The 25,950-nt window shown below is 62.7% G+C and carries 23 protein-coding genes; 8 read left to right on the forward strand and 15 right to left on the reverse strand.

Annotation, left to right across the window (positions count from 1 at the left end):
* Positions 1–92: 92 nt before the first annotated feature.
* Positions 93–1,292 (reverse strand): aspartate aminotransferase family protein, encoded by a 1,200-nt coding sequence (locus tag JI748_RS13025; protein WP_201631356.1) that lies wholly within the window; start codon positions 1,290–1,292, stop codon positions 93–95.
* Positions 1,293–1,667: 375 nt separating this feature from the next.
* Between JI748_RS13025 and JI748_RS13030 the strand changes: the two genes are divergently transcribed.
* Positions 1,668–2,216 carry a GcrA family cell cycle regulator gene (locus JI748_RS13030; protein WP_201637320.1) on the forward strand — a complete coding sequence of 183 codons (549 nt, stop codon included), beginning with the start codon at positions 1,668–1,670 and terminating at the stop codon, positions 2,214–2,216.
* Positions 2,217–2,391: 175 nt separating this feature from the next.
* On the opposite strand, the gene JI748_RS13035 is transcribed toward JI748_RS13030, so the two are convergent.
* Positions 2,392–3,687, reverse strand: a complete 1,296-nt coding sequence (locus tag JI748_RS13035; protein WP_201631358.1) for a sensor histidine kinase — start codon at positions 3,685–3,687, stop codon at positions 2,392–2,394.
* A gap of 69 nt (positions 3,688–3,756) precedes the next feature.
* On the opposite strand from JI748_RS13035, the gene ppk2 reads away from it, so the two are divergent.
* Positions 3,757–4,611: a polyphosphate kinase 2 gene (gene ppk2 / locus JI748_RS13040; protein ID WP_201631360.1), complete on the forward strand. Its 855-nt coding sequence runs from the start codon at positions 3,757–3,759 to the stop codon at positions 4,609–4,611.
* Between the two features lie 221 nt (positions 4,612–4,832).
* On the opposite strand, the gene JI748_RS13045 is transcribed toward ppk2, so the two are convergent.
* Positions 4,833–6,080 (reverse strand): aminopeptidase, encoded by a 1,248-nt coding sequence (locus JI748_RS13045; RefSeq protein ID WP_201631362.1) that lies wholly within the window; start codon positions 6,078–6,080, stop codon positions 4,833–4,835.
* Between the two features lie 522 nt (positions 6,081–6,602).
* Between JI748_RS13045 and JI748_RS13050 the strand changes: the two genes are divergently transcribed.
* Positions 6,603–8,405: an ABC transporter ATP-binding protein gene (locus JI748_RS13050; protein ID WP_201631364.1), complete on the forward strand. Its 1,803-nt coding sequence runs from the start codon at positions 6,603–6,605 to the stop codon at positions 8,403–8,405.
* A gap of 29 nt (positions 8,406–8,434) precedes the next feature.
* Here the strand turns inward: JI748_RS13050 and JI748_RS13055 are convergent, their stop codons facing one another.
* The 3 genes from JI748_RS13055 to JI748_RS13065 all read right to left on the reverse strand — a co-directional run bounded on the left by JI748_RS13055 (position 8,435) and on the right by JI748_RS13065 (position 10,280).
* Positions 8,435–8,611 (reverse strand): hypothetical protein, encoded by a 177-nt coding sequence (locus tag JI748_RS13055; RefSeq protein WP_164533364.1) that lies wholly within the window; start codon positions 8,609–8,611, stop codon positions 8,435–8,437.
* Between the two features lie 49 nt (positions 8,612–8,660).
* Positions 8,661–9,206, reverse strand: a complete 546-nt coding sequence (locus tag JI748_RS13060; RefSeq protein WP_201631366.1) for a DUF924 family protein — start codon at positions 9,204–9,206, stop codon at positions 8,661–8,663.
* 150 nt (positions 9,207–9,356) lie between these two features.
* On the reverse strand, positions 9,357–10,280 hold the full coding sequence (locus tag JI748_RS13065; protein WP_201631368.1) for a VOC family protein: 924 nt from the start codon (positions 10,278–10,280) through the stop codon (positions 9,357–9,359).
* Positions 10,281–10,376: 96 nt separating this feature from the next.
* On the opposite strand from JI748_RS13065, the gene JI748_RS13070 reads away from it, so the two are divergent.
* Together JI748_RS13070 and JI748_RS13075 are read left to right on the forward strand one after the other, a co-directional pair.
* On the forward strand, positions 10,377–10,934 hold the full coding sequence (locus tag JI748_RS13070) for a DNA-3-methyladenine glycosylase (RefSeq protein WP_201631370.1): 558 nt from the start codon (positions 10,377–10,379) through the stop codon (positions 10,932–10,934).
* A 205-nt stretch (positions 10,935–11,139) separates the two neighbouring features.
* Positions 11,140–11,991: an SDR family oxidoreductase gene (locus tag JI748_RS13075; RefSeq protein ID WP_164533359.1), complete on the forward strand. Its 852-nt coding sequence runs from the start codon at positions 11,140–11,142 to the stop codon at positions 11,989–11,991.
* A gap of 123 nt (positions 11,992–12,114) precedes the next feature.
* Here JI748_RS13075 and JI748_RS13080 read toward each other — a convergent pair whose 3' ends face one another.
* From JI748_RS13080 to JI748_RS13110, 7 genes are all read right to left on the reverse strand, one after another.
* On the reverse strand, positions 12,115–14,127 hold the full coding sequence (locus tag JI748_RS13080; protein WP_201631372.1) for a beta-N-acetylhexosaminidase: 2,013 nt from the start codon (positions 14,125–14,127) through the stop codon (positions 12,115–12,117).
* Positions 14,128–14,295: 168 nt separating this feature from the next.
* Positions 14,296–15,162, reverse strand: a complete 867-nt coding sequence (locus JI748_RS13085; protein ID WP_201631374.1) for a MurR/RpiR family transcriptional regulator — start codon at positions 15,160–15,162, stop codon at positions 14,296–14,298.
* A 24-nt stretch (positions 15,163–15,186) separates the two neighbouring features.
* Positions 15,187–16,263, reverse strand: coding sequence for an ABC transporter ATP-binding protein (locus JI748_RS13090; protein ID WP_201631376.1), 1,077 nt, complete (start codon positions 16,261–16,263; stop codon positions 15,187–15,189).
* Between the two features lie 68 nt (positions 16,264–16,331).
* Positions 16,332–17,552, reverse strand: a complete 1,221-nt coding sequence (locus JI748_RS13095) for an ABC transporter substrate-binding protein (protein ID WP_201631385.1) — start codon at positions 17,550–17,552, stop codon at positions 16,332–16,334.
* Positions 17,553–17,645: 93 nt separating this feature from the next.
* A complete protein-coding gene (locus tag JI748_RS13100) occupies positions 17,646–18,488 on the reverse strand; it encodes a carbohydrate ABC transporter permease (protein WP_164533746.1) in 843 nt (280 codons plus the stop codon).
* Between the two features lie 92 nt (positions 18,489–18,580).
* On the reverse strand, positions 18,581–19,468 hold the full coding sequence (locus tag JI748_RS13105) for a carbohydrate ABC transporter permease (protein ID WP_201631387.1): 888 nt from the start codon (positions 19,466–19,468) through the stop codon (positions 18,581–18,583).
* Between the two features lie 11 nt (positions 19,469–19,479).
* Entirely contained in the window at positions 19,480–20,634 is a 1,155-nt protein-coding gene (locus tag JI748_RS13110) for a Gfo/Idh/MocA family protein (RefSeq protein WP_201631389.1), read from the reverse strand.
* Positions 20,635–20,994: 360 nt separating this feature from the next.
* Here JI748_RS13110 and JI748_RS13115 point away from each other — a divergent pair, with 360 nt between their 5' ends.
* The 3 genes from JI748_RS13115 (at position 20,995) to JI748_RS13125 (ending at position 24,324) form a co-directional block, all read left to right on the forward strand.
* On the forward strand, positions 20,995–21,489 hold the full coding sequence (locus tag JI748_RS13115; RefSeq protein WP_201637322.1) for a hypothetical protein: 495 nt from the start codon (positions 20,995–20,997) through the stop codon (positions 21,487–21,489).
* A 220-nt stretch (positions 21,490–21,709) separates the two neighbouring features.
* The gene (locus tag JI748_RS13120) at positions 21,710–22,891 is read left to right on the forward strand and encodes an MFS transporter (protein WP_233280518.1); all 1,182 of its coding nucleotides are present in this window, start codon (positions 21,710–21,712) and stop codon (positions 22,889–22,891) included.
* Positions 22,891–24,324: a M81 family metallopeptidase gene (locus JI748_RS13125; RefSeq protein ID WP_201631391.1), complete on the forward strand. Its 1,434-nt coding sequence runs from the start codon at positions 22,891–22,893 to the stop codon at positions 24,322–24,324. The genes JI748_RS13120 and JI748_RS13125 overlap by 1 nt, the downstream gene beginning before the upstream one ends.
* On the opposite strand, the gene JI748_RS13130 is transcribed toward JI748_RS13125, so the two are convergent.
* A complete protein-coding gene (locus tag JI748_RS13130; protein ID WP_201631393.1) occupies positions 24,321–25,034 on the reverse strand; it encodes a copper homeostasis protein CutC in 714 nt (237 codons plus the stop codon). The two genes, JI748_RS13125 and JI748_RS13130, sit on opposite strands and share 4 nt — an antisense overlap.
* A complete protein-coding gene (locus tag JI748_RS13135) occupies positions 25,031–25,927 on the reverse strand; it encodes an ROK family protein (RefSeq protein WP_201631395.1) in 897 nt (298 codons plus the stop codon). Before JI748_RS13135 ends, JI748_RS13130 begins: the two co-directional genes overlap by 4 nt.
* Between the last annotated feature and the right edge of the window lie 23 nt (positions 25,928–25,950).

The raw sequence follows: 25,950 nt of genomic DNA on the forward strand, positions 1-25,950 counted from the left end.
AGGAGGGCTGAACCGTCACCATGCATGATGACGGCTAACAATTGATGTCAGAAGCCTCGGCGGCGCCCAAAGTGGTAGAAGGTCAAGAACATTCAGGAGCCCGTCGCCGGCGCGGCGTTGACGGCGTCGATCGCGTCGAAGGCGGCGCCGATCTTGGCCATGGCCTCTTCGATGTCGGCTTCGGTGACGATCAGCGGTGGCAGGAGGCGCAGGACGTTTTCGCCTGCCCCGATGGTGAGAAGCTGATGATCGTCGCGCAGGCGGGTGACCATGTCGCGCACCGGGGTCGCGATCTTGATGCCGGCGAGGAGGCCCTTGCCGCGCAGCTCGAGCACGTGATCGGGGTACTTTTGCGCCAGCTGCTGAAGGTGCCAGGCGAGGCGCTGGCCCATCGTATTGACCTGGTCGAGGAAGCCGGGCGCCAGGATGCGGTCGAGCACGGCATTGCCGATGGCGGTCGCCAGCGGATTGCCGCCATAGGTGGAGCCATGGGTGCCCGGCACCATGGAGGCCGCAACATCGCCCTTGGCAAGGCAAGCGCCCAGCGGGAAGCCGCCGCCGATGGCCTTGGCCACCGCGACGATGTCCGGGGTGATGCCGCTCCATTCATGGGCGAAGAAACGCCCGGTACGGCCAAAACCGCACTGCACTTCGTCAAGGATAAGCAGCATGCCATATTCGTCGCAAAGGGCTCGGAGGCCCTGCATGAACTCGGCGGTCATGGCAGTGACGCCGCCCTCGCCCTGGACGGGTTCGATGAGGATGGCGCAGGTCTTGTTATCGACCAGCGCGCGAACGGCATCGAGGTCACCGGGCTTGGTGTGCTTGAAGCCGGGCGCCGGAGGGCCAAATCCTTCGAGGTAATCGGGATTGCCGCCAGCCGCGATCGTGCCGAGCGTGCGGCCATGAAAAGCGCCGGTGAAAGCGATGATGTCGCTGCGGTCCGTCTCGCCCTTGGCCCAGAAATAATGGCGGGCCGTCTTAATGGCGCATTCGAGCGCTTCGGCGCCGGAATTGGTGAAGAAGACCGCATCGGCAAAGGTCGCGTCGACCAGCCGCTGGCCAAGCCGTTCCTGCTCCGGAATGGTGAACGTATTAGCCGTGTGCCAGACCTTTTCGGCCGCGGACTTGAGCGCGCTGACCAAGTGCGGATCGCCATGGCCAAGGGCGTTCACGGCGACGCCGGCATGGAAATCGAGGAATTCGCGGCCGTGCTGGTCATACAGGCGCATACCCTCGCCCCGCTCGAAGGCGAGATCGGACCGGGCATAAGTGCCGTAGAGCGCAGACATGGCAAAATCCTCTTTGAACAGGCGATTGATCGGGAGCGTGGCAAAGACGCCACAAAAAGCAAAAACGCACCGGTTCGGCAGCGCGTTTGGGCTCGAGAATTAGGCGAAAATCCTCAGCCAAGTCAATCCGATCCGGGCAAGTCCCTGAAATGACTCATGGTTTGTTAAGGTAAAATTAACCAAGGAATAAACGGGGAAAATGAGGGCCGACTCTTGATCCCGATTCCGGCCATGTCGTAATCTCCTCCTCGTTGGGGACACGATATCTCGTGTGGCGGACCCGCTCAACATACGAGCAGTAGAGTTGCAGGCTGACAGCCACTTGTCGGCACAATGAAGGATTCTGTTTTGACGATGGTTTCAGGAACACAATCGCTGGGTTGGACTGACGAGCGCGTCGAACTTCTCAAGAAGCTTTGGATGGAAGGGCTGAGCGCCAGCCAGATCGCCGGCGAGCTGGGTGACGGCGTCACCCGAAATGCGGTGATCGGCAAGGTGCATCGCCTCAAGCTTTCCGCCCGCGCCAAGCCAACCAATACGGCGCCGCGCAGCCGGCCAGCCCCACGTCCAGCGCCGCGCCGCGTCGCCAGCCCGGTTTCTTCCGGCATCCCGTCGCATCTGAGCCAGAAGCCACGTCCAGCGCAGACCATGTCGCGCCCGCAGGTGATGGGCGCCACGGCCCTCGCTATGACGCCGGAACTGCAGACCGAAGTTTATGTCGCGCCGCAGACGGCAGAGCTCTTCATCCCCGAAGACAAGCGCTTGAGCCTGCTGCAGCTCAACGAGCAGACCTGCAAGTGGCCGATCGGCGATCCGCTGACCAAGGACTTTTATTTCTGTGGCGGCCACGCCCAGGAATCCGGTCCCTATTGCGAGTTCCACTCGCGCAAAGCCTATCACCAGCTGGACAAGAAACGCCGCTGAGACGGTCGGATAGAATAGCAAAGGGCGCCTTGGGCGCCCTTTTTGTTTCCGCTGATATCCTCACCCCACGAGGTCATCCCCGTGAAGGCGGGGATCCATCCTGAGATTTCAGGATAGGCCCCGGGTCAAGCCCGGGGTAACAGCCGGTGGCTATGAAGAGTTACGATGCCATTAGCTAAGGCAGCAGCACATCCACCCGCAGCCCTTCGCCTGGGCGCGACTTGATGGTCATCTGCCCGCGGTGGCGCTGGACGATGTGCTTGACGATGGCGAGGCCAAGGCCGGTGCCCTTCTTCTTGCGGCTGGCCTCAGCGTCGATGCGATAGAACCGCTCGGTCATGCGCGGCACATGCTCGGGCTCGACCCCGGGTCCATGATCAACGACGCTCACCTGATAGCGCAGACCCGGCCGGTCGACTTCGCTCAGCGTTACTTCCACGCTTTTGCCGGTGGCGCCGTATTTGATGGCGTTGTCGAAAAGGTTTTCGAAAACTTCATAGAGCTGGCCACGATCGCCGGTCACCAGAACAGGTCCAGCCGGCAGGGCCAGCACCACATCGAGTTCGGCCGCCTTGGCCTGGGTCTGCAATCCCTCGCGCACTTCGCGCAGAAGGCCAGCCAAATCAACTGATCCCGTAGGGCGCACGTGCTGGTGCATTTCGATGCGGGAAAGGCTCAAGAGATCGTCGATCAGGCGGCTCATGCGGTCGGCCTGATTGCGCATGATGCCCAGAAATTTTTCGCGCGCTGCAGCATCTTTGGCTGCAGGCCCGAGCAGGGTATCGATGAAACCAATCAGCGAGGCCAGGGGCGTGCGCAGCTCGTGGCTGGCATTGGCGACGAAATCGGTGCGCAGCGCATCCATGCGCTTGAGTTCGGTCAGGCCCTGCACCGTCACCAGCAGGCGATGGTCCTCTTCGGCCTCCCAATCGGTCTTGGGGCAATGGAGCGGCGACACCGTTATCTTGTCCCAGGTCTCGGCCGGAACCGTCTCGTGGAGTTCGAATGTGCGCCGCTCACCGGTGCGCATCGACGTTTCTATGGCGCTTACCAGTTCGGGATTGCGCAGCACCAGCGTCATCACCTTGCCTTCGACAAGGCCGGGATACTGCCGCGTCGCGGCCTGGTTGCGATGCAGCACGGCGCCACGCCGGTCCAGCACCAAAGCCGGGTCCGCCAGGGCTTCGACGAAGGCTTCGGTATCGGCTACGCGGGAAACCGGCACCGGCAACTCAACCGTTTCGGTCACCGTTATCACCGGCAAGGGCAGCATGGCCAGAAAGCCGATCATAACCAGAATGCCGAGCACGGCGATATCGGGCCGCAAGGCGCCGAAAAGGACGAAGCCGATGACCACGCCGGCAAAAGCGGCCAGCAGCGGGCCATAGCCGATCAGCCGGGTCAAAACGGCAGGCAGGGTGCCAAGCGGCTGGGCCGGAGGGATATCGTCCATGTCGTCCGGTCGGCTCATTGCTGGAGGGTCACCGCTTGCACGGCAAACCGCTTCATAGCACCCTCAATGTGACAACGGAGAGACAGCGTGACTGACCCCTATGATGGCTTCGACATAAACGATCCCGACCTGCCCAAGGCCATCAAGAAAGCGGCCTTCACTTCGGGTGGTTTTCCTTATGACGAAAAGCTCGACAGTGACGAGTATGACACGCAGATGTATGCGCTGCAAAAGCAGCTCGTCCTCAATCAGGAGCATATGGCCAAGGCGGGCACGCGGACGATCATCCTGTTCGAGGGCCGGGATGCCGCCGGCAAGGGCGGCACGATCGAGCGGTTTCTCGAAAATCTCAATCGCCGATACAACTTCTCCGTTGCCCTGCCCAAGCCCAGCGATCGCGAAGCCACGCAATGGTATTTCCAGCGCTATGTCGACTGGCTGCCAGCAGCGGGCGAAATGGTGCTGTTCGACCGCTCCTGGTATAATCGCGCCGTGGTCGAGCCGGTGATGGGCTTTTCGACGCCAGAGCAGACCGAGCTGTTCCTCGAAGAAGCGCCCGAGTTCGAAAAGCGCCTTACCCGCGATGGCATCAAACTTTTCAAGTTCTGGCTGTCGATCGGCCGCGAGATGCAGATCAAGCGTTTTCATGACCGACGCCACGATCCGCTGAAAGGCTGGAAGCTCTCGCCGGTCGACATCAAGGCACTGGGCAAGTGGGACGAGTATTCAGAAGCGCGCGACCGCATGTTCCGGCTGACCGACACCGAACACGCGCCCTGGACCGTCATCCGCGCCAATGACAAGAACCGGCTGCGCCTCAACGCCATTCGCGTAGTGCTGCATGCGCTCGATTATGAGGGCAAGGATGTGGGCGAGATCGGCAAGATCGATCCCAAGATCGTCATGTCGGGGAAGGAATTTTTGGGAGTGAAGGGCGAGTAACCAGGGTGCGGGTGCACCGCACACCCCCTTCCGAGCTGCGCTAGGCTCGTACCTCGCCAAGCTCTGCTTGCCTTCCCCTCTGAGGGGGAAGGTGGGCATCGCGAGTGTGGCACCTACTTTCCAAGCCCACCGGCTTTACCCTCCCCCTCAGAGGGGAGGGTACCGTAGCTTAGCCGAAGGCTTAGCGAAGGTAGGGAGGGGGTGATGCTCAATACCTAGCCTCAAACGTTGAACGCCCACTCGCCCTTACGCATCACTGGTTCGGTGGTCCCATCGGCGTGAACGCCGTCGATGTCGACCTGGTCGGAGCCGATCATCCAGTCGATGTGGATCAGGCTCTTGTTGCCGCCTTGGGCGTAGATCTGGTCGGGGGTCAGTTCCTTGCCGCCTTCGAAGCAGTCGGCGTAGCACTGGCCCATGGCGATGTGGCAGCTGGCGTTTTCGTCGTAGAGCGTGTTGTAGAAGAGGATGCCTGAGGCCGAGATCGGCGAGGAATGGGGCACGAGGGCCACTTCGCCCAGGCGACGCGCGCCCTCATCGGTGTCTAGGACCTTGTTGAACACTTCCTGGCCCTTGGTCGCTTTGAGCTCCACGAGGCGGCCTTCTTCGAAGCGCGCCTGGATGTTTTCGATCAGCGTGCCGTTGTGCGACAGCGGCTTGGTGGCCGCGACCGTGCCTTCAACGCGGAGGCGATGCGGGGTCGTGAACACTTCCTCGGTCGGAATGTTGGGGTTGCAGGTCACGCCATTCTTGGCTTCCGAGGCGCCGCCCTTCCAGCGGTGCCCATCGGCAAGACCAACGCTGAGATCGGTGCCCGGCCCGGTATATTTGAGCGAGGCGAACTTCTTGCCGTTGAGCCAGGTCCAGCGCGCCTTGAGATTTGCATTGTGCTGCTGCCAGGCGGCGATCGGGTCGGCCTGATCGACACGCGATGCTGCGAAGATGGCGTCGGCGAGCTTGCCGATCGCCACATCCTCGGGATCGTTGGGGAAGACGAGCTTCGCCCAATTGGGCGTCGGGTAGGAAACGATGTTCCAGTTGATGTCGAAGCCGGTGATCAGCTCCAGCGCCGGGCGGTAGGCGGCTGAATTGGCGCGGTTGGCGCGCGACACCTTTTCGGGGTCTTCGTTGGCCAGCATCATCGGATTGTCGCCCGAGATCGCAAGACGCGCGGCATTGTTCTTGTAGGCCTCGGCCATTCCCGAATAAAGCCAGCCGGCAGCGCGGTCGAAGCTCGCATCCTTGGCATGGCGGAAGCGGGCGAGCGTCGTTTCTTCGTCCGAATAGATGGTCGTGACGAGGCCGGCACCGGCCTTGTAGGCGTGCTCGGTGATGCGGCGCACCAGGGGCGCGGCGGTCATCGGGGCGGTGATGATGAGATCCTGGCCTTCGGCCAGTTGCAGGCCGACCTTGATGGCGACTTCGCCGAGCTTGTCGAGTTTGTTCTGGTCGATCGGGGAATTGCTCAAGGGAAACGCCTTCTTGGTCTTGAATCGGTGTGGCAAAGCCTAGCGCCCTCCCCCGCGCGGCGCCACCCCGGCAACAATCGCAAAATTGGTTGATCAGGATCAAGCGGACGCCTGCCCATCGGCGCGACATCTCCATCCAGCAACAGGAGATATCGCCATGCTTTTCATCGCCGCCATTCTTGCCGTTTTCGCCGTCTTCGGAGCTGCGCTCAGCTACGCCAACTTCGCCACGCGGGAGATTGCTGCCCCCGGAGCCCGCCCTCTCCACTAGCGCACAATAAAACTTCCAATTGGCAACGGCGAACGGTTTGGCTACAAACCGTTCGCCGCTTCATTTTTCAAGCATTGGGAGGCGTCTGATGGCAGCAGTGATGAACCCTCCCACATGTGGCATGCGACGCTAGCGCGTTTCGCCCGGGCTCCTTAGCCACCTTCTCCCTCGCTCCGCCCGCAGCCTTTCTCGCTGTGGCACCCTATTCCCCACAAGGAACCGCTGCCGGACAACGGCACCGGGATGCCATCATGAGTCGCAAGACACTTTTTCAGGCCAATGCCTTTCGCACTGTGCTGGGCTTTACCTTCCGCCATTGGGCCAAGCAGCCGCTACGCGCCTCGCTAATCGCGGCCCTGGTGCTGGCGGCGACGCTTGCCGAAGCCTTCAGCCCGATTTTTGCCGGCCGCCTGGTCGATGCCGTTGCCTCGGGCAGCGGCGAGGATGCTGCAAACTGGGTGCCGGCCGTCACCGCCTTCATCACCATGACGGCGCTTTACCTTTCGTCGGTGCTGCTGCGGCAGTTCGTTTATTTCAACATCATCGCCTTCACCCTCAAGGTAATGAACGACGTCATCACCGACGCTTTTCACCGGGTGCAGCGCTTCTCAACGGACTGGCACGCCAATAGCTTTGCCGGCTCCACGGTGCGCAAGATTACGCGCGGCTCGGGCGCCATCGATCTTCTCAACGACACCTTGCTGGTGGCGCTCCTGCCGTCGCTGGTCATGCTGGTCGGTGCCAGCGTTATCCTGGGCCTATTCTGGCCGGTGATGGGCCTGGTCGTCGGGCTCGGCTCGGTGCTTTATGTCGGCGTCACCGCATGGCTCTCGACCAGCTTCGTGGCTCCGGCGGGTGCTTTGGCCAATACCTGGGACACGCGCATGGGCGGCGCGCTGGCGGATGCCGTGAGCTGCAATTCGGTAGTCAAAGCCTTTGGCGCCGAAACGCGCGAAGAAACCATCCTGAGCCGCGTCGTCGGCAAGTGGCGGAAGCGCACGCGGCGCGTCTGGCAACGCGGCACGCTCAACGGCGGGGCGCAGGGCCTGATGATGGCCCTGATGCAGGCCGCAATCCTGGGCACGGCGCTGCTGCTGTGGCAGCGCGGCGCGGCAACACCGGGCGACATTACCTTTGTGCTCACCATGTTCTTCGTGCTGCAGGGGCACCTGCGCGATGTCGGCATGCATATCCGCAACCTGCAGCGCTCGGTCAACGACATGGAGGAACTGGTGGCGCTCCACAGCCAAAGCCTTGGCATCGAGGACAGACCGGGTGCGCCGGCGATCCGGATCGGCGCGGGCGCGATCGCCTTCGATCACGTCACCTTCCAGTACGGATCGCATGCGACGCCGCTCTACCGCGACTTTTCGGTGCGCATCGCGCCGGGCGAGCGGGTTGGTCTTGTCGGCCATTCCGGGTCGGGCAAGACGACCTTCGTCAAGCTGATCCAGCGGCTCTATGACATCAACAAAGGCGCCATCACCATCGACGGGCAGAACATCGCCGATGTGCAGCAATCGAGCCTTCGCGGGCAGATCGCAATCGTGCAGCAGGAGCCGATCCTCTTCCATCGCACCCTGGCCGACAACATCGCCTATGGCCGGCCCGGTGCGAGCCACGCGGCGATCGAGGAGGCGGCCCGCCAGGCCAATGCGCATGACTTCATCGAAAGCCTGCCAAAGGGCTACGAAACCATGGTGGGCGAACGGGGCGTCAAGCTATCAGGCGGCGAGCGCCAGCGCGTTGCCATCGCCCGGGCCTTCCTTGCCGATGCGCCGATTCTGATCCTCGATGAAGCGACGTCGAGCCTCGACAGCGAAAGCGAGGTCCTGATCCAGCAGGCCATGGAGCGGCTGATGGATGGCCGCACGACGCTGGTGATCGCCCATCGCCTTTCGACCGTCCGGGCGCTCGACCGGTTGCTGGTGTTCGACAAAGGCAAGATCGTAGAGGAGGGCAGCCACGAGACCCTGATCCGCCTTCAAGGCGGGATCTATCGACGCCTGTTCGAACGCCAGGCGCTCGAACTGACCAAGGGCCTCGTTGCTTAAATGGAGAAGGCGCCCAACGGCGCCTTTTCTCAGGTCGCGTCGCGATCTTCCTGCCGGTAGATTTCCTTAGTCGCACGCTCGGTCACTACCTTTTCGGTGACCGTGCGATTGCGATTGCGCAGGAGCCCGTAGATCATGGCTGATGCCAGAACGATGACGCCGATCGTAACCAAAACTGCCCAGATGGACTGTCCGCCATATTCCATGCTGTGTCTCCTTTGGGAGAAGAACGGCGGCACAGACCAAGAGTTGCGATCAAAACATGCGGTCGCCCGCTTCTTCCATATAGGAAAGCTCTTCGGGCGTACTGGTCCGGCCGAGCGCCGCGTTGCGCTTGGGAAAGCGACCGAAGCGGGCAATGATGTCGCGGTGCTTGCGCATGAAGTCGAGCTGGTCGGCATCGCCATGCGGTTCGAAGAGTTTTACGCCCTCGTCCTGGATCACGAGGGACTCGGCATGCATGAAGGGCATGTAAATGAACGCCGCCTGTTCGCGCGCCACCGCATCGTCGGCGCCGGTGGCGAGGGCTTCCTGCGCCAGTACCAGCGCCATCTTGTCCTGCGCGAAAGCTTCGGCACTGCCGCGATGGAGTTGGCGGGAGAACTGGTCGAGCACGATGATCTCGGCCAGCCGCCCTTCCGGCGTTTCCCGCCAGGCCCAGGCTTCGCCACGCGCCACGGCTGGGTGGAGGTCGGTGAAGCGCTCGGCAAGTGCCCTATCGAATTCGGGCTTGCCGCCGAACCAGTCGTCCTGGCCGTGTTCGATGAACCAGAACTGAAAGACGTCTCCATAGGGCTGCATGCCGATCTCCGGTTGGATTTAAGCCCTTGAACCATGCTCGACCCCGGTTGTCACCCCGGCCTTGAGCCGGGGCCCATCCCGAGATCTCAAGATGGGCCCCGGGTCAGGCCCGGGGTGACAGCCGGTGGGTGAGGCAACAAAGAGCTCGATTTACGCAGCCAGCTCTAAACGAATGCGGTTGCCAAAAGGATCGGCTGTTTCGAGCGCATTACCGATGATCTCGAGCGGCGCACCGGCGGTTCTTAGTCGCTCCTGCAGTGCCGCAAAACTTTCGCCATCTGGAAGTGTGATGGTGAACCAGCGGAGACCGGCCGCGCCTGCCGGCGGCAGGGTTGCATTGGGCCCGGACCAGATATTGAAGGCGAGCGTATGCGGCATGTAGTCGAGCCCGACATCGCCCATGCCGAAGCTTTCGATCAGCAGGAACCCGGCAAAGCCGAGCACGTCGCGGTAGAAGTCCATGGCCCTATGCAGGTCGCCGACATGGACATGGACATGGCCGATGCGCGTTCCCGCCGGCATGCGCGGGGCAAGCACCGGGTTGGTGCCGAGTTCACCCAGCAAGCCATCGAGGTCGATGGGCTCACGGCCCGAATGCGGCTTGCCTTCGGTGGTCACGGCATAGGTCTGGCCCTTGTCGGGATCGCCCAGCGTGCCGCGCCAGGGCGTTTCAAAGGTGATCTCGATGCCGTTGCCGTCCAGATCCCAGAGGTAGATGGCTTCCGACACGAGATGATCGGTCGGGGAGATGCGCACATTGCGCTGCAGCGCCCGAACGGCCATTTGCGCCAGGTCGGCACGGGCGGGCACGTGGATGGCGACATGATAAAGCCCGACGGTGCGCGGCACGACGGGCCGCGTCGCGCCGGTTTCGAGCACGATCAGCGGCATGCCGCCGGCGCCCATGACCAGGGCATTGCCCTGTTCTTCGAGAAGGTCGAGGCCGACCACGTCCTGCCAGATGGCCAGCGCCTTGGCGCGTTCGGTGACGGCAAGATGGACCGGCCCGAGCTTTGTGGTCAGCGGCAAGACGGGAAGGGAGCGGACATTGGTCTGGACGGATGTGTCGATCATTGATGCCTCCATGGGCTGTTGACCCTATTTAGTCACGCCGCCCGCGCGATAATAAGAGAACCGACCACGAAGACTTTGTTCGTTGAACCAGGACCAATGCCAGACACTTTGTCCAAGAGCTTTTTCGACCGTCCGGTGCTCGATGTTGCGCGCGAGCTAATCGGCGCGACCCTGTTGTTCGACGGCGCTGGTGGACGGATCGTCGAGGTCGAAGCCTATGACGAGAGCGACCCGGCCTCGCACAGTTTCCGCGGCCCCTCCCCGCGCAATGCGGTGATGTTCGGTGCGCCGGGGCACGCCTATGTCTACAAGATCTACGGCATCCACTTCTGTCTCAACTTCGTCTGCCAGCCCGGCAGCGCGGTCCTCGTTCGCGCCCTCGAGCCGACGCATGGCATTGCGCAAATGACGGAGCGGCGCGGCGGCTTGCTCGACCGGCAGCTCTGCTCCGGTCCGGGAAAACTGGCGCAGGCGCTCGGTATCGACCTCAAGGAAAACGGCTTGCCGCTCGACGAGGCGCCATTTGCGCTCTTTGCTGCCGATGCCGCGCCGGAGATCGCGACCGGCCCCCGCATCGGCATCACCAAGGGCGTCGATACGCCGTGGCGCTTTGCCCTGCATGGCTCGCGCTATCTCAGCAAACCCATGGTGTGACCGCGGGAGCTTAAACTTTTTTCGCAACCCGCGGCGCCTTGAGCCATTGCAGTTCCCAGAGACCGGTACGCGTCAACCGGACATGGTGGCATATGGAACGGAGATGGTTTTTCCGGTTTCCCGCTCCGGCCAACGAATTGGCAGCCGAGTCATTATCCCACCCGTACCGGTCTCATCTTCCTTCCATCCGCGCTGCGAGGCCTTCATGAGCGACCAGATCAATCCGCCCCAGGTGCAGGATCACCAGCCCGGCCGCGAAACCGAAATGCACCCCAAGCCGCAATATATGCCGCGCTACCCCGGCAGCGGCCGGCTCAAGGACAAAGTGGCGATCGTGACCGGTGGCGATAGCGGCATCGGGCGCGCCGTGGCCGTGCTGTTCGCGCGCGAAGGCGCCGAGGTGGCGCTGGTTTATCTCGAGGAAACCGAGGACGCCGCCATTACCGCGGACGCCATCAAGGCCGAGGGCAAGCAGGCGCTGCTCCTGCGCGGCGATGTCGGTGACAAGACTTTTTGCGACAATGTGGTGGGTCAGGTGATCGAGCAGTTCGGCAAGCTCGATGTGCTCGTCAACAATGCCGCCGAGCAGCACCCGAAAAAGGACGTCGAGGAAATCACGCCGCAACAGCTGCGCGAAACCTTCGAAACCAACCTTTTCGGCTACTTCTATATGGCTCAGGCCGCCCTGCCCTACCTTGGGGAAGGCTCGGCCATCGTCAACACGACCTCGGTCACCGCCTATCGCGGCTCGCCGGAACTGGTCGACTATGCTTCGACCAAGGGGGCCATCGTCGCCTTTACCCGTTCGCTTTCCGGCCAGCTCGCCGAAAAAGGCATCCGCGTCAATGCCGTCGCCCCTGGCCCGATCTGGACGCCGCTCATCCCGGCAACCTTTGATGCCGAAAAGGTCGCCGAGTTCGGTGCCTCACAGCCGCTGAAGCGGCCGGGGCAACCCAATGAGGTTGCGCCAAGCTACCTGTTCCTTGCGTGTGAAGATGCGAGCTACATCACGGGACAGGTGCTGCACCCGAATGGGGGCGAGATCATCAACGGGTAGGCGCTAAGCACCCCCACCTAGCCTCCCCCTTCAGAAGGGGGAGGGACCTATCGAGTTTGCGACGTCAGCTCGGCAAACGCCGTGGCGCTCCTCCCCCTCCTGCAGGGGGAGGTTGGGTGGGGGTTACTCCGCGGCCCAGTGGCCGTACATGATCGGCATCAGGCCCACGAGCGCTTTGAACCGCTCCCAGCTCTTGCGCTCGGGCACCGTCCAGCCGGCTTCGGCGATGGCCGACAGCCTCGGGAACACCAACCGGTCGAAGATGGCACGGTCGGTCATCGATTCCGACCAGATGCAGCTCTGGATCCCGAGAAGGTGCTTTAGTCCTTCTTCCGAAAACCCGTCGCGGGCTTCGAACTCATAGGTTTCCTGCGGGCCGGACCAACCGGCCCAGCCGGCGCCCGGCTCGGCCCAGCTCACGCCATTGGCCATGTCGAGATAGTAGCGCTGGCCGGGCGAGACGACGATGTCGAAGCCACGTTCGGCGAGGGCGGCATTGATCTCCACATTGCGCCAGCCGATGACATAGGAATTGCTTTTGTCCACGGCATCGCCGTGGGCGGCTTCTTCCCAGCCGCCGGTCACGGCGCCCTTCGAGGCAATATACTTGTGCACGCGGCGGATGAACTCGGCTTGGATCAGAGCCGTGGGCGAGCCTTCGATCTCGTCGGCGCCATGGTGGTTGCCGAGCTGGTTGAACTGCGCTTCGTGCTTCTTGCGCAGCTCTGGCCCGCCCATGCGCTCGATCATGTCGAGCGCCAGCGGCGAGCCGGACCAGGCGGCCAGCGGCACTTCGTCGGCGCCGAGATGGAAGACACCGGCTGGGAAGAGGTCGAGCACTTCATCGACGACCGTGTTGACGAAGTCGTAGACCGGCTCGTGGGCGGGGTTGAGGCTGTTGTTGGGGAAACCCTGGACCGACTGGTATTCGCCCTTCTCGGCCGGATCGCGCAGATGCGGCAGCGCCTGCAGGGCCGCATAGAAGTGTCCCGGCATGTCGATTTCGGGAATGATGGTGATGCCCAGGCTTTCGCCTAAGCCCACGATCTCGCGCACCGTCTTCTTGCTGTAGAAACCACCCGCCGCCTGGGGCCCTGAGCCCAAGAGCGGCGGCAGAGCCTTACCATGGCCACGCCAAGCGGCGATCTCGGTCAGCTGCGGATAGGCATCGATCTCGAGGCGCCAGGCCTCGTCCTCGGTCAGGTGCCAGTGGAACTTGTTCATCTTGTTCCAGGCCATGATGCGAAGGAGGCGACTGACCTCAGCGCCGGTATAGAACTGACGCGCCACGTCGAGATGCGAACCGCGGAACTTGAAGCCAGGCTCGTCGCTGATCGTGCCGCCCGTCGGGAAGGTGAACGTGCCCGGATATTGTCGCGCGCCGCGCAGCATGTGGCCCAGGGTCACGAGACCATAAAAGAGGCCGGAATAGCCGGTCGCCGAAACGGTCGCGCTATTCTCGGCGAAGCTGAGCTCGTAGGCTTCCTCGCCAAGCCCGGCTTTTTCCACAAGATGAACCGGCATGCCTGCTTCCGAGGCCGGGCGCACGATGGCTTCGACCGGGAAAAGCTCGGCGGTGAGATCGGCAAAAGCCTGCCCGGCGCGCGTCGCCAGCGGCCCCTTGGCGTGAAGCTCGAAACCGACCGGCGCGACGCGGCTGCCGGTGGTTGCGACATGCCGGGGCCAGGGAATGATCGAATGGGCCACCGGCGCCTTGGCCGGAACCGGGAATTTGGCTGCGCCCTTCAGAAGCGGCGAGTTGTGGCCCTTGCCCTGCGTCGGCGTGGTCTGGATCGAAACGACGCTGCCGTCTTCGAGCACGACATAAGCGGCATTGGCGCCATCGCTCCAATGGCGCAGGCCATAAGACAGGCCGCGCGCCGTCGCCGTCCAGGTTTCGCCCGGCTGCAGCACGAAACCGTCGGGCGGCGCAATCATGGTGTGGTTGGAAAGGCGCTTGAGCAGTTTGCCGTTTTCGAGCGTTGCCGTCGGATCGATGCGGGCGGGACCCGAGAAGCCGAGCTGGAAATTGGCAACCGGCGTGTCGCCGGTATTGGTCAGATCAAGGCCATAGCCGAGCGGCTCGGTGTCGGTTGCGGGGGACCAGGTGGTGACGAGAGAGAAAGACGATGTCATGGGATCACTCGTGGAAAATATGGTGGCACGCCCTCGTGGTTCGAGGCTTTGCAAAAGCAAAGCACCTCACCATGAGGGCTACTGCTGGTGAGATGCTTCAGTAGTCCTCATGGTGAGGTGGGAGCGAAGCGACCCTCGAACCACGAGGACGTGGCAAGCTAGGTTCAATCAATCCCCCAGCGGCTGGGCGTCGTCGCCGTCGCGATTGACGACGAGCTGGTGCTTGATGCGCCGCATGCTGGCAATGGCCTGGGGGCCAAGGCGCGTGGCAACGGTCTGGGCAAGGACGTCGACCGTGGCGAGGAAGGCATAGCGGCCGGGGGTCGGCCGCAGGATATCGGAATTTTCGTGCCAGTTAACCGGCAGAAGAATGTCGCATTGGCGCGAAACCATCGAGCCGGAGCGCGTCGCGACAATCCGGGTGAGGCCATATTCGCCGGCCACGGTCAGCGTCTTGGCCAGTTGCGCATTGTTGCCCGAAAGCGAAAAGGCGACGATGACCGTTCCGGCCGGGGCCGCGGCGACGCGCATCAGCTGCAGCTGATGATCGTCGGTCGAGGCGACCTTGAGGCCGAGCCGGAATAGCCGAGCCTCGACCTCGCCCGCCATCATCGACGAGGCGCCGCCGGAGCCGAAGGCCAGGACGAAGTTGGATTTGACCACGCTTTCGGCCGCGCGTTCGACGGCCTGGAAATCAAGATTGTCGAAGGTCTCGTAGATGATCGACTGGATGCCGTTGACTACACCCTGCGCAATTTCCGGCACGCTGGTCGGGCCGGCGGTTGGAGCGAAGTAACGCTGGCCGACAAAGCGGGACTGGGCCAGACGCACCTTGAAATCGGCATAGCTGTCGCAGCCGAGCCGCCGGCAGAAACGCGTGACCGTGGGCGGCGACACATCGGCCTGCAAGGCCAGATCGACGATGCTCATCTTGAGCACCCTATCGACATCGGCGAGGACGATCTCGGTCAGCGCCCGTTCGGAGCGCGTGAAGGCGTCCTTTTCGGTCTGCAACAGGCCGACTATGTCTGCCATTGCCTCTCCTCCGGCCAGCACGCCTTAATAGACGGCAAGGCCCTTGCTGTCGAAGAGGTGGGCGGAGGCGATGGGGAAGCTGAGCTCGATCGGCTTGCCGTCGACGAGATCGGGATTGCCTTCGAAGAGGCCGGTAAACGCCTCGCCGCCCGGCAGCGTCGCATAGGTGATCGAGTGAATGCCCAGCTGCTCGACGATATTGGGCGTGATCGTCAGCGTGAACTGACCGGCACCGAGCTTGAGATGCTCGGGACGAATGCCCAGCGTCACATCCTGGCCGGCGACGGAAGTGCTGGTGCGCGGCAATTCGATGACACCGAGCTGGCCGAGATCGACCACGACGGTGCTGCCGTTGGCTGCGCGCACGCGGCCGTTGATGAAGTTCATCTTGGGCGAGCCGATGAAGCCAGCGACGAAGATATTGTCGGGGCGATGATAAAGATCGAGCGGCGAGCCGACCTGGGCGATGGTGCCGGCATCGAGCACGACGATCTTGTCGGCCATGGTCATGGCCTCCACCTGGTCGTGGGTGACATAGATCATGGTCGAGCCGAGCCGCTTGTGCAGCTCCATGAGCTCAATGCGCATTTCCGAACGGAGCGCCGCGTCGAGGTTGGAGAGCGGCTCGTCGAAAAGAAAAATCTTGGGCTGGCGGACGATGGCACGGCCGATAGCAACGCGCTGGCGCTGGCCGCCGGACAGCTGGCCGGGGCGATGCTGGAGACGAGACTCGAGCTGCAACACCTTGGCCGCGGCGCCGACACGCTTGTCGACTTCGGGCTGCGGCAGCTTTTCGACACGCAGCGGGAAGGCGATGTTTTCGTAGACGCTCATATGAGGGTAGAGCGCGTAGCTCTGGAACACCATGGCAATGCCGCGCTGCACCGGCGGCAGATCGTTGACGACCTTGCCGCTGATGGCGATCTCGCCTTCGCTCACATCCTCGAGCCCGGCAATCATGCGCAAAAGCGTCGACTTACCACAGCCGGAGGGTCCGACGAACACGACGAACTCGCCTTCGCTGACCTCGAGGTCGATGCCCTTGATGATGCGCGCATCATTGAAGCTTTTTTCGAGATGCTTGAGGCTGAGCTGCGACATGGCAGGCGGTCTCCGAAAAGATTGGGGGTGCCGCCGCCCGAAGGGCGACGGCTAAGTTTGGGAGGACTTTACTTATACTGCTCGAGTTCGCCGGCAGCCTTGGTGAGGGCAGCCTGGGGTTCGGCAGCGCCGGTAACGACGGACTGAACCATTTCGATCATGACGTTCTGGAAGCCGATATAATCGGTGAGGAGCGGCTCGGGACCACCGAATTCGATGCCGTCGATGAAAGGCTTCCAATAGGCGTTTTCGGCAACGAGCTTGTCGACGCCTTCGGACGGACGGAGCGGGGTGAGGCCACCTTCGCTCAGTTCATATTCGAGTTGGTTTTCCGGCGAGGTCAGGAACTTGCCGAATTCGATGACCTTGTCTTCCTGGCCCGTGCCCTTGAAGACGGCGAGCGAGTCGGTGATCAGGAGCGTGCCCGGGCCTTCGGCGGACGGGCCGGTCGGCAGCGGGGCAACGCCCCAGTTGATGCCGGCTTCGGTGCCGCGTCCGGCGCAGCTGACCGAGCAGTGCATCATGGCAACGCCCCCGTCGAGCCAGATGGCGCGGACTTCGTTCTGCTCGTAAGCGGTCGGACCTTCTTCGGAGTAAGGAACGATGTCCTTGAAGGCGGTCAGGGCTGCGAGGTTTTCCGGCGAGTCGAGGACGATGTTGCCATCGGCGTCGATGACCTGGCCGTTGTTGGTGTAGATCCAGTGCAGGAACCAATGCATGGTGCCGTCAAAGGTCTTGGCGATCATGCCGAAACCGGCAGCGTCGGTGTTTTCGGTGATCTGCTTGGCGAAGGCGATCTCTTCTTCCCAGGTCTTGGGCGGGGTTTCCGGATCAAGGCCAGCTTCTTCGAAGAGGTCCTTGTTCCAGAACAGGGCCTTGGTCGAGAAGGCGACCGGGATGCCCCACTGGGTGCCGTCGAAGGTCACGGTTTCCGGCACGTAGTTGTAGTAGGCGGCCTGCTCTTCTTCGGTCATCGGCACCGGAACGATGAGGTCGTTCTGGGCGAATTGCTTGAGCGTACGCGAACCGACATAGGCGATATCAACCGGCGTGCCGGCAACGGCGAGCGTCGTCACCTTGTCCTGGCACTGGCCCCAGCCGACGAGCTCGGGAGCAACCGGGTAGTCCGGGTTGGCGGCGGTCCATTCCTCGAACAGCTTGGTATAGACCGGGGTCACGACGTCGCCGCAAAGGATGATGTTGATTTCTTCGGCCTGGGCCATGCCTGCCAGCCCGGTGGTGCCGGACAGGGCGACAAGTGACGCCAGGAAGATGCGCTTGGTATTCATGTTGATTTAGTCTCCCTTGTGATGCGGCTCTTTCGAGACCGCTTTTCCCTCAGCCCTGCCCCCTCGGGCACGGCGTCCGAAACTGGTGTTGCGCTACTGTTTGACCGCCCCGGCGGTGAGGCCGGCCACGAGGTAGCGTTGCAAGAAAACGATGACGACCATCACCGGCAGGATGCCGACGAAACTTGCCGCCATCAGTTCGTTCCACTGCACTTCCTGCTTGCCGAAGAAGGCAAAGAGCCCGACCGGCAGCGGCATGAACTCGCTCTTGGAATTGAAGGTCAGCGCGAAGATGAACTGCTGCGCATAGGCGCCGATAAAGGTCATGATGGCGACGACGACGATGCCGGGCATGGCGAGCGGCAGGATGACGCGGCGCAGCGTGTAAAGACGGCTGGCACCATCCACCCAAGCGGCTTCGTCGAGCTCGCGCGGAATGCGCAGCATATAGGTGCGCAGGAGCCAGATCGAAGACGGGATCAGAAAGGCCGCGCCCGGCACGATCATGGCGAAATAGGTATTGAGGAGGCCGAGGCCCCGCATCAGGCGGAACAACGGGATCAGGAGCACCGCGCCCGAGAACATGTTGACCGCAAGGAACATGCCCAGCAGCAACCCGGCGCCGGCGAAGTTGAAGCGGGCAAAGGCATAGGCCGCGGGCACCACGACGGCGACGACGATCAGCGTCACGATGGTGGAGATGAAGAACGAGTTGAAGATGTAGAGGCCCAACAGGGGAACCGAGTTCCACATGTTGAAATAGGCGTCGAAGGAGCCGTTCTTGGGGATGAAGCTATATGGGGTCGAGAACAGCTGCGCCAAGGGTTTTAGCGATACGAGGAAGCCTTCGATGAACGGCGCCAGCACGAAGAACAGGAACACGGCGATGCCGGCGTAAAGCGCCACCACTTCATACCATTGGTAGCGGTCGATCATAGCGCGTGTCGAGCGCGCCTTGACCTTGCGCTGCGGCTTGACCAGCGCGGGGCTATCGACGGCGGCGACTTCGGTGGTGCGGGCGACGTCACTCATTTAGCTTCTCCCTGGCCGAGGCGGCGCACGGCGCGGAAATAAACGAGGCAGAAGATCGAAACGAAGATGCAGATCACCACGGCGCGGGCGGCGCCCTCGCCATATTTACGGCTGCCCATGGCGGTCTTGTAGGTATCGATGATCATCGTCGTGGTCTGGCCGGATGGTCCGCCATTGGTCAGAATGTAGATGATGTCGAAGCTGTTGAAGGTGGCGATGAGCGAAAGGAGGCTCATGGTGATGATGGCCGGCAGCATCAGCGGCAGGGTGATGCGGCGGAAGCGGTAGAGGCGGCCGGCGCCATCGGTCCAGGCGGCTTCATGCAGGTCCTTGGGGATCGATTGCATGGCGGCGAGGAAATAGATCGTCACCATCGGCACGCCGATCCAGACGTCGGTAACGATGGTCGCCCAGAAGGCGGTGTGGCCATAGGCGAGCCAGGCGACGGGACCATTGGTGATGCCGAAGTTCTGCAGCAGCCCGGAAATCATGCCGAAATTGCCGTTATACATCCATGCCCACATGTAGATGCCGATGGCCATGGGCACGATCCAGGGCGGCATGGTGAGGACGCGGAAAACGGTCTGGCCGGGAATGGCGGCATTGAGCAGCACGGCGCCGCACATGCCGATGATCATCTTGATGGAGACCGAAAAGAAGGTCCAAACCAGGGTGCGGATGATGATTTCGGTGAAATTGCCGGCGCCGAAGATACGCTGGTAGTTGGCCCAGCCGACCCAGTCATAGGTGGGACGGAGCTGGGCATTGGTGAAGCTCAGCACCACCGTGTCGAACAGCGGATAGGCAACGATGATGGAAATGTAGATGAGGGCCGGAGCCAGCAGAGCGAAAGCAAAGAGTGTGGCGCTGCGCGTGCTGGTCATTGGCGTAACTCCTAATTGCCTCGGCCGAGCGCAGCGTCGAAGCGCTGCCAGATCGGGGTCATGTCGACGACGCTCTTGCTGTTCATCGCCTCGTCCATCGATAGCGCCAGAAGCCCGGCTTCGAGCGCATCCACAACGGACACCGGTAGCGGCACGCCTTCAAGCATGTGCTTGAGGATATCCTCCGCCATCTGCTCGTCGGCACCGTAATGGACGGAAATTTCTGAGCCGGTATAGGTCTTGTCCGCGAGGCGCTCCGAGGTACGGCTGTCGGTGACCTTGAAATAGTTGCGGACGAAATCGCCTTCGGCCATGCCCTTGGCGCCGATCACGGCAAAGCGCCGGAAATCGTCGGGCACATTGAGATTGGTGTGGAAGGTCAGAGCCGAGCCGTTCTCGTACTGCACGATGGCGGTCTGGTAATCGATGATGTCGCCGTCGCTGTCGAAAACCTTTTCGGTGCCTTCCCAGCCGCTGGGCTTGCGGTGATAGACTTCAAGATCGTTGGCGCCCTGCCCTTGCGGGGCGTTTTCGGGCGTAAAGCTCTTGCGTCCGCCAAAGCTTGCGACAAAGCGCGGACGGCACCCCATGACCCCGTTGTAAAGGTCGAGGTCGTGGCAGCACTTTTCGAGCATGAAGCTGCCGGAATACTTTCCGTAACGCCGCCAGTCGCGCATGAAGAAGGCGCCGTGGTAGGGCGGAATGGTTTCCGAGGCCTCGATCGAGGTGACGTCGCCGATCTGCCCCTCGGCCTGCGCCTTGCGCAGGTCGACATAAAGCGGCGCATAGCGCAGCACAAGGCCGACCATGACATTGTCGGAGCCGTACTGCGCGATGAGCTCGGCCAGCGCCATGGTATCTTCGACCGAAGTCACAACCGGCTTTTCGGCAAAGATCTTCATGCCGCGCTCAAGGCCGATGCGCAGGTGTTCAAGGTGAAGGTGATTGGGTGAGCCGACCATCAGGAGGTCGAGCTTACCCTCGTCGATCAGCGCCTCAAGGTCAGGGTAAGAGTGCCCGACAAAAATGCCGTGTTCCTGCACATAGGAAAGGCCCGCGGGGTTGGGATCGACATAGCCGACGATCTCGAAGTCGCTCCGAGCGGCGGAGAAAACCCGCGCCAGGTAGCCCAATCGAAAGCCGAGGCCGATAATGCCTACCCGCATAGTCCTGTTGTTCCCTGCCTCTTTGCCGCCAGCCTCTTGTTGGGCCAGTTTCAGCTGTAAACAATTTTCAAGACTAGGCGCCTTGTTGAAACAATGTCAACATAGATTAGCGCGGATGACAATACCAATTTAAGCCACTTTTTTGCCCTGCTCAAAGCGGCATCATACTGCTGAAAAACTGCGCTATCTCGCTTGTTTGCAGCCATAGTGGGTGTGGACAATGCAATCGAAAAAGCGCAGCATGTTGCAATTGGTATCCATCTGGCATCAACCTGATGATGACAGTGGAATGACCACTTTGAAAATATTCATCAGAAATGACGAACGTGCCGCAGGCGCGTTCGCATGTGGACCGAACCGATGAGCCTATCGACCAATCCCTTCCCCAACGATGCCGATCGCTCGGCGATCTGGACCATGCTGGTGCCGCGCGACATCAAGGCTTTCGTCAACGCCGACTGGTCGATGGTGGAAGGCGATTTCGTTGCCGATGACTTTATGGGCATCAACGGCAACAGGAAAGACAATCCTGACAGCTGGACGATCAGTTATCCGACATTGGCCGATTACCGCGACGAATGGATTCGCCAGGCACGCGAAGGCCAGTCCGTGGTCTATGCCGAAGACCAGGAGGCGGGCATTCACCGCGCCACCAGCCTCACCGAAATCGAGATCACCGGCGAGCGCGCCGTTGCGCACAAGAAGTTCGATGGCGCGATCAAGCTCGCCGATGAGGGCGTCGACCGGCTCAACTGGCAAACGCTCTACTTCTGCCGCAAGGTCGATGGCCAGTGGAAGCTGACGGGGTTTGTTGGGTATCTGCCGTATCCGATGGGCTCGCTGACGTCCCGCTAGGGCAAATTGCTCCAGTGGAGCATTTGAGGCGGCGAGGCCATGAGAGCTACGCTCGAATGGCGGGGCATTCCCCCTCATCCGCCCTTTGGGCACCTTCTCCCGCGAGGGGAGAAGGGGGCACCGACTGCGGGACGACACCTGTTACCCTTCTCCCCTTGCGGGAGAAGGTGGCTCGCGTGAGCGAGACGGATGAGGGGTAATCTTGAGGGGACAACCATCGATGCTTTCACCGACCCGCCTCGTCATGCTGGTATTCTTTCTCCAGCCGATCGCCTTCGGCTCCTGGCTGCCGCGCATTCCTGAAGTTCAGGCGGCGCTGGGCCTTGGACCTGCCGCCCTGGCGCTGGCTTTATTGGGCCTGCCCTGTGGCACGCTTATCACCCTGCCCTTTGCCGGCCCCTTAGTGGGCCGCATCGGCGCGCGCACCGCCATCATCGCTGGCTTTATCCTTTATTCGCTTGCGGTAGGCCTGCCGGTTCTGGCGCCCGATCCGATCCTCTTGTTTGTGGCGCTTATGCTGGCCGGATCGGCGATCTCCTTTGTCGAACTGGGCCTCAACGTCCAAGCCGATCTCGTCGAAAAAGCCAGCGGCAAGCTGATCATGAACACGGCACACGGCTGCTGGTCACTGGGGATCATGGCGGGCAGCCTGATCGGCTCGGGCTTTGCCGCCATTGACCTCGCGCCCGCGATCGCCGTGCCGCTGGTTGCGTTTCTGGTGCTGCCCCTGGCGCTGCTGACCGGCTATGCTTTGCCTAAACTCTCCGACGCGCCCCATTCCGGGGAAGAAAAGCGTTCGGCCTGGTCGCTGCCCAGCCCCGCCCTCGTTGGAATCTGCCTCTTCGTTTTCGGCATCACCATGACCGAAGGCGCCATGGCTGACTGGTCCGCAATTTTCCTCCGCGATGCGCTTGATGCGGAAGGCGGGTTCGTCGGTCTCGGCTATTCGGTCTTTGCCTTCATGGTTGCGGCCGGCCGCTTCGGCGGCGATACGCTGAAGCGCCGTTTGGGCGGCGTCGCCACCGCGCGGCTCTGCGGGGCGCTGGCCGTGGTCGGCGGCATTGTGCTTTACCTTGCGCCGAGCGTCGAAGTGGCGCTGCTGGGCTTTGGCATTATCGGCGTCGGTGTCTCGGTCGGCTTCCCCTTGGCCGTGACGGCGGCCGCCGGGCTGGGCGATCGCGCCGCTTCCGCCAATGTCGCCGTTCTCTCCTTTGTGGCCCTAACCGGCTTTCTGATCGGGCCGCCGCTGATCGGCTTTATTGCCGAGCATAGCGGCATCCGCTTCGGCATTGCCTGCGTCATCCCGGTTCTGCTGATCAGCCTGTTCCTTTCCGGGCGGCTCGCGCCCCGAGCCACCACTGCCCGTGCCGATCCCCAAGCCGAAGTTCCCGGAGTGCTCTAATGCGCATCGCCGTTGCCGGACTGCATATCGAATGCAGCACCTATAATCCCGTGCTCAATCGCGAGGCCGATTTCCGCGTGCTGCGCGGTCCGGCCATGCTCAAGGATCAGTATTTCGATTTCCTGACGCACTTTCCGGCCGAGTTCATCACCGTGCTGCATGCCCGCGCCATTGCCGGCGGGCCGGTGGAACGCGGCATCTACGAGACCTGGAAGACAGAGATTTTGGCAGGGCTCAAGGCTGCCGGTGCTCTGGACGGCGTCTACCTGCCCATGCATGGCGCCATGTTCGTCGAGGGCCTGTTCGATGCCGAGGGCGACTTTATCGCCGCCGTGCGCGAGACGATCGGCCCCGACGTGCTGATCTCGGCGAGCTACGATCTTCATGGCAATGTCAGCCAACGCATCGTCGACGCGCTCGACATGTTTTCGACCTATCGCACGGCGCCCCATATCGACGTGCAGGACACGATGCGCCGCTCGGTCACCATGCTGGTCCGCGCCTTGCGCTCGGGCGAAAAACCGCTTGTCGCCTGGGCCCCAGTTCCGGTGCTTCTGCCGGGCGAACGCACGTCGACCCAGGACGAGCCGGCGCGCTCCTTTTACACGCAGATCCACGAGATCGAAGAGCCGACCGGCATCTGGGACGCTTCCTTTCAGGTCGGCTATGTCTGGGCCGACGAGCCCCGCGCCACCGCCTGCGCCGTGGTCACCGGCACCGACCGCGCTGCCATGACGGCGGCAGCAACCAAGCTGGCGCAGGGATATTGGGACGTGCGCGAAAAATTCGTGTTCGGCATGGAGACCGGCTCGATCGAGGAGTGTGTCGACCAGGCGATCGCCAGCGCGACCCACCCGGTCGTGCTTGCCGAGTCCGGGGACAATCCCACCGGCGGCGGCGTTGGCGATCGTGCCGAGGTGCTAGCGGCGCTCATCGCCCGCGACGCACAGGGCGTGATCTTTGCCGGCATCACCGACAAAGCCGCCACCGATGCCGCCTATGCTGCAGGCGTCGGCGCGACGGTGTCGCTTCATATCGGCGCCAGCCTCGATCCTTCCAGCACAGCGGTGAATGCCGAAGCCGAAGTGGTGTTTTTGCTCGAAACCGCGGAGCCGCGGCTGCGCGAAGCAGTGGTGCGCATCGGCGGCATCGAGCTTGTGCTCACCGCCCGCCGGCGCCCCTTCCACAATATCGTCGATTTTACTCGGCTCGGCCTCGACCCGCATGGGGCCAGGATCATCGCGGTCAAGTCAGGCTATTTGTCGCCCGAACTCGGACCGATGGCCAATCCCGGCATCATGGCCCTGTCACCCGGCGTCGTCGACCAATTCGTCGAGCGCACCGAGCGCAAGCATACACCGCGGCCGAGCTTTCCGTTCGATCGCGACTTCGCCTTTACGCCAGTGGTGAAGTGGTCCGCCCGCGCCGGCTAGCTTCTGGCGGCCTCGACCAGCGCGCGAACCATCGACACGCTGGTGCTGCGGCGGCCTGGGCTTGTGAATCCGAGCCGTGCTGCGGCGGCGCTTGCCGGTTCCGCCGCTTCGGCGCAAGCGCCGTGAAGCGCGGCCAGAGGGACACGGGCAAGAATATCGGGCGCCGACGACCCGTTGATGCCGGAGCCGGCCATGATGGTGATCCGCCCGGCGGCGACGCGATGCGCCAGCGCGATGTAGTCGATGCCCTCGAGCGCCGTGTGCTTGCAGCCCGATGTCAGGATGGTGTCGAAGCCGAGGGCAATCGCCTGCTCCACTGCCTCCGCCATGTCCGGCACGAGGTCGATGGCTCGATGCAGCGTCGCCTTCAGCCCGGCGGCGGCTTGGCGCAGGTGACCCAGCATTTCCACATCGAGGCGGCCATCGGGCAGGCTTGCGCCCAGCACCACCCCTTCAAGGCGCACTGCCCGGACGGCGGCAATCTCGGCGACCATGGTGTCAATATCGGCCTGGCCGAAGACGAAGTCGCCGGGCCGCGGCCTGACCATGGCGCGCACCGGGACCGGAGCCTTTGCGGCCAGCGTCAGCAAGCCGGGGCTCGGCGTCAGTCCGCCCAGTTCGAGCACCGAGCAGAGTTCCACCCGGCTGGCCCCACCCTCGATTGCAGCGGCAAGGCCTGCCGCATCGTCGACGCAGATTTCGACGATCATGCGAGACCCTCCGAAAAGCCGAGGCTCGCGGCGCCGATCAGCCCGGCATCGACGGTCAGCCGCGCCGGCACGACCAGTGGCCGATCGATGCGGCGCAGGATGCGCGCCCGCACCGCCGCATCTAGCCGCGCGATCAGGGCGGGTGAATTGCCCATGCCGCCGCCGACCGGGATGATGTCGGGTCCGACGATATTGACCACCAGCGCCAAGGGCTGCGCCACCAGCTCGACATAGAGATCTACCGTCTGTGCGGCCGCGCCGTCGCCGCTTTCCCAGGCCGCGACGATCGCCGTGCTGGCGAGATCGGTGCCATGCAGCAGCCGGTACAATCGCTCGATGCCGCGAGCGGCGCCGACCGTATCCAGGCAGCCGCTGAGGCCACAGCCACAGGCAAAGTGCGGCACGTCGAAAGGCGGCACGCTGGTCCTGGTGGCAACAATGGTTCCGTGCCCCCATTCGCCTGCCAGCCCACCGGCGCCGCGATGCAGCTTGCCATCAACCACGATGCCGCCGCCAACACCGGTGCCGAGAATGGCCCCGAAGACGACGCGGTGCACCTGCCCCGCGCCGGCATAGGCCTCGGCAAGGACAAAGCAATCGGCGTCGTTGGCGACGAGCACCTGCCGGCCGAGCGCGGCTCCAAGCTCTGCCGCCAAAAACTTCCCGTCTACGCAGGGAATATTGGCGACCGTCGCCAATCCGCTTTCCGGGTCCACCACGCCGGTGATGGAAATCGCCAGCGGTCCCTCCGGCGCCAGTTCACCCAGCGCTTGCACAAGGGCGCCGAAATCGTCGCGGGGGGTTGGCACGCGGCCAATTGGAACGACTTGGTCCGGCCCCAATGCCCAGGCCGCCTTGATCGTTGTGCCGCCAATATCGAAGCAGGTGATCATGATCGGCTTCTACCTATCGCCAT

The organism is Devosia rhizoryzae (genome assembly GCF_016698665.1).
Taxonomy (GTDB): Bacteria; Pseudomonadota; Alphaproteobacteria; order Rhizobiales; family Devosiaceae; genus Devosia; species Devosia rhizoryzae.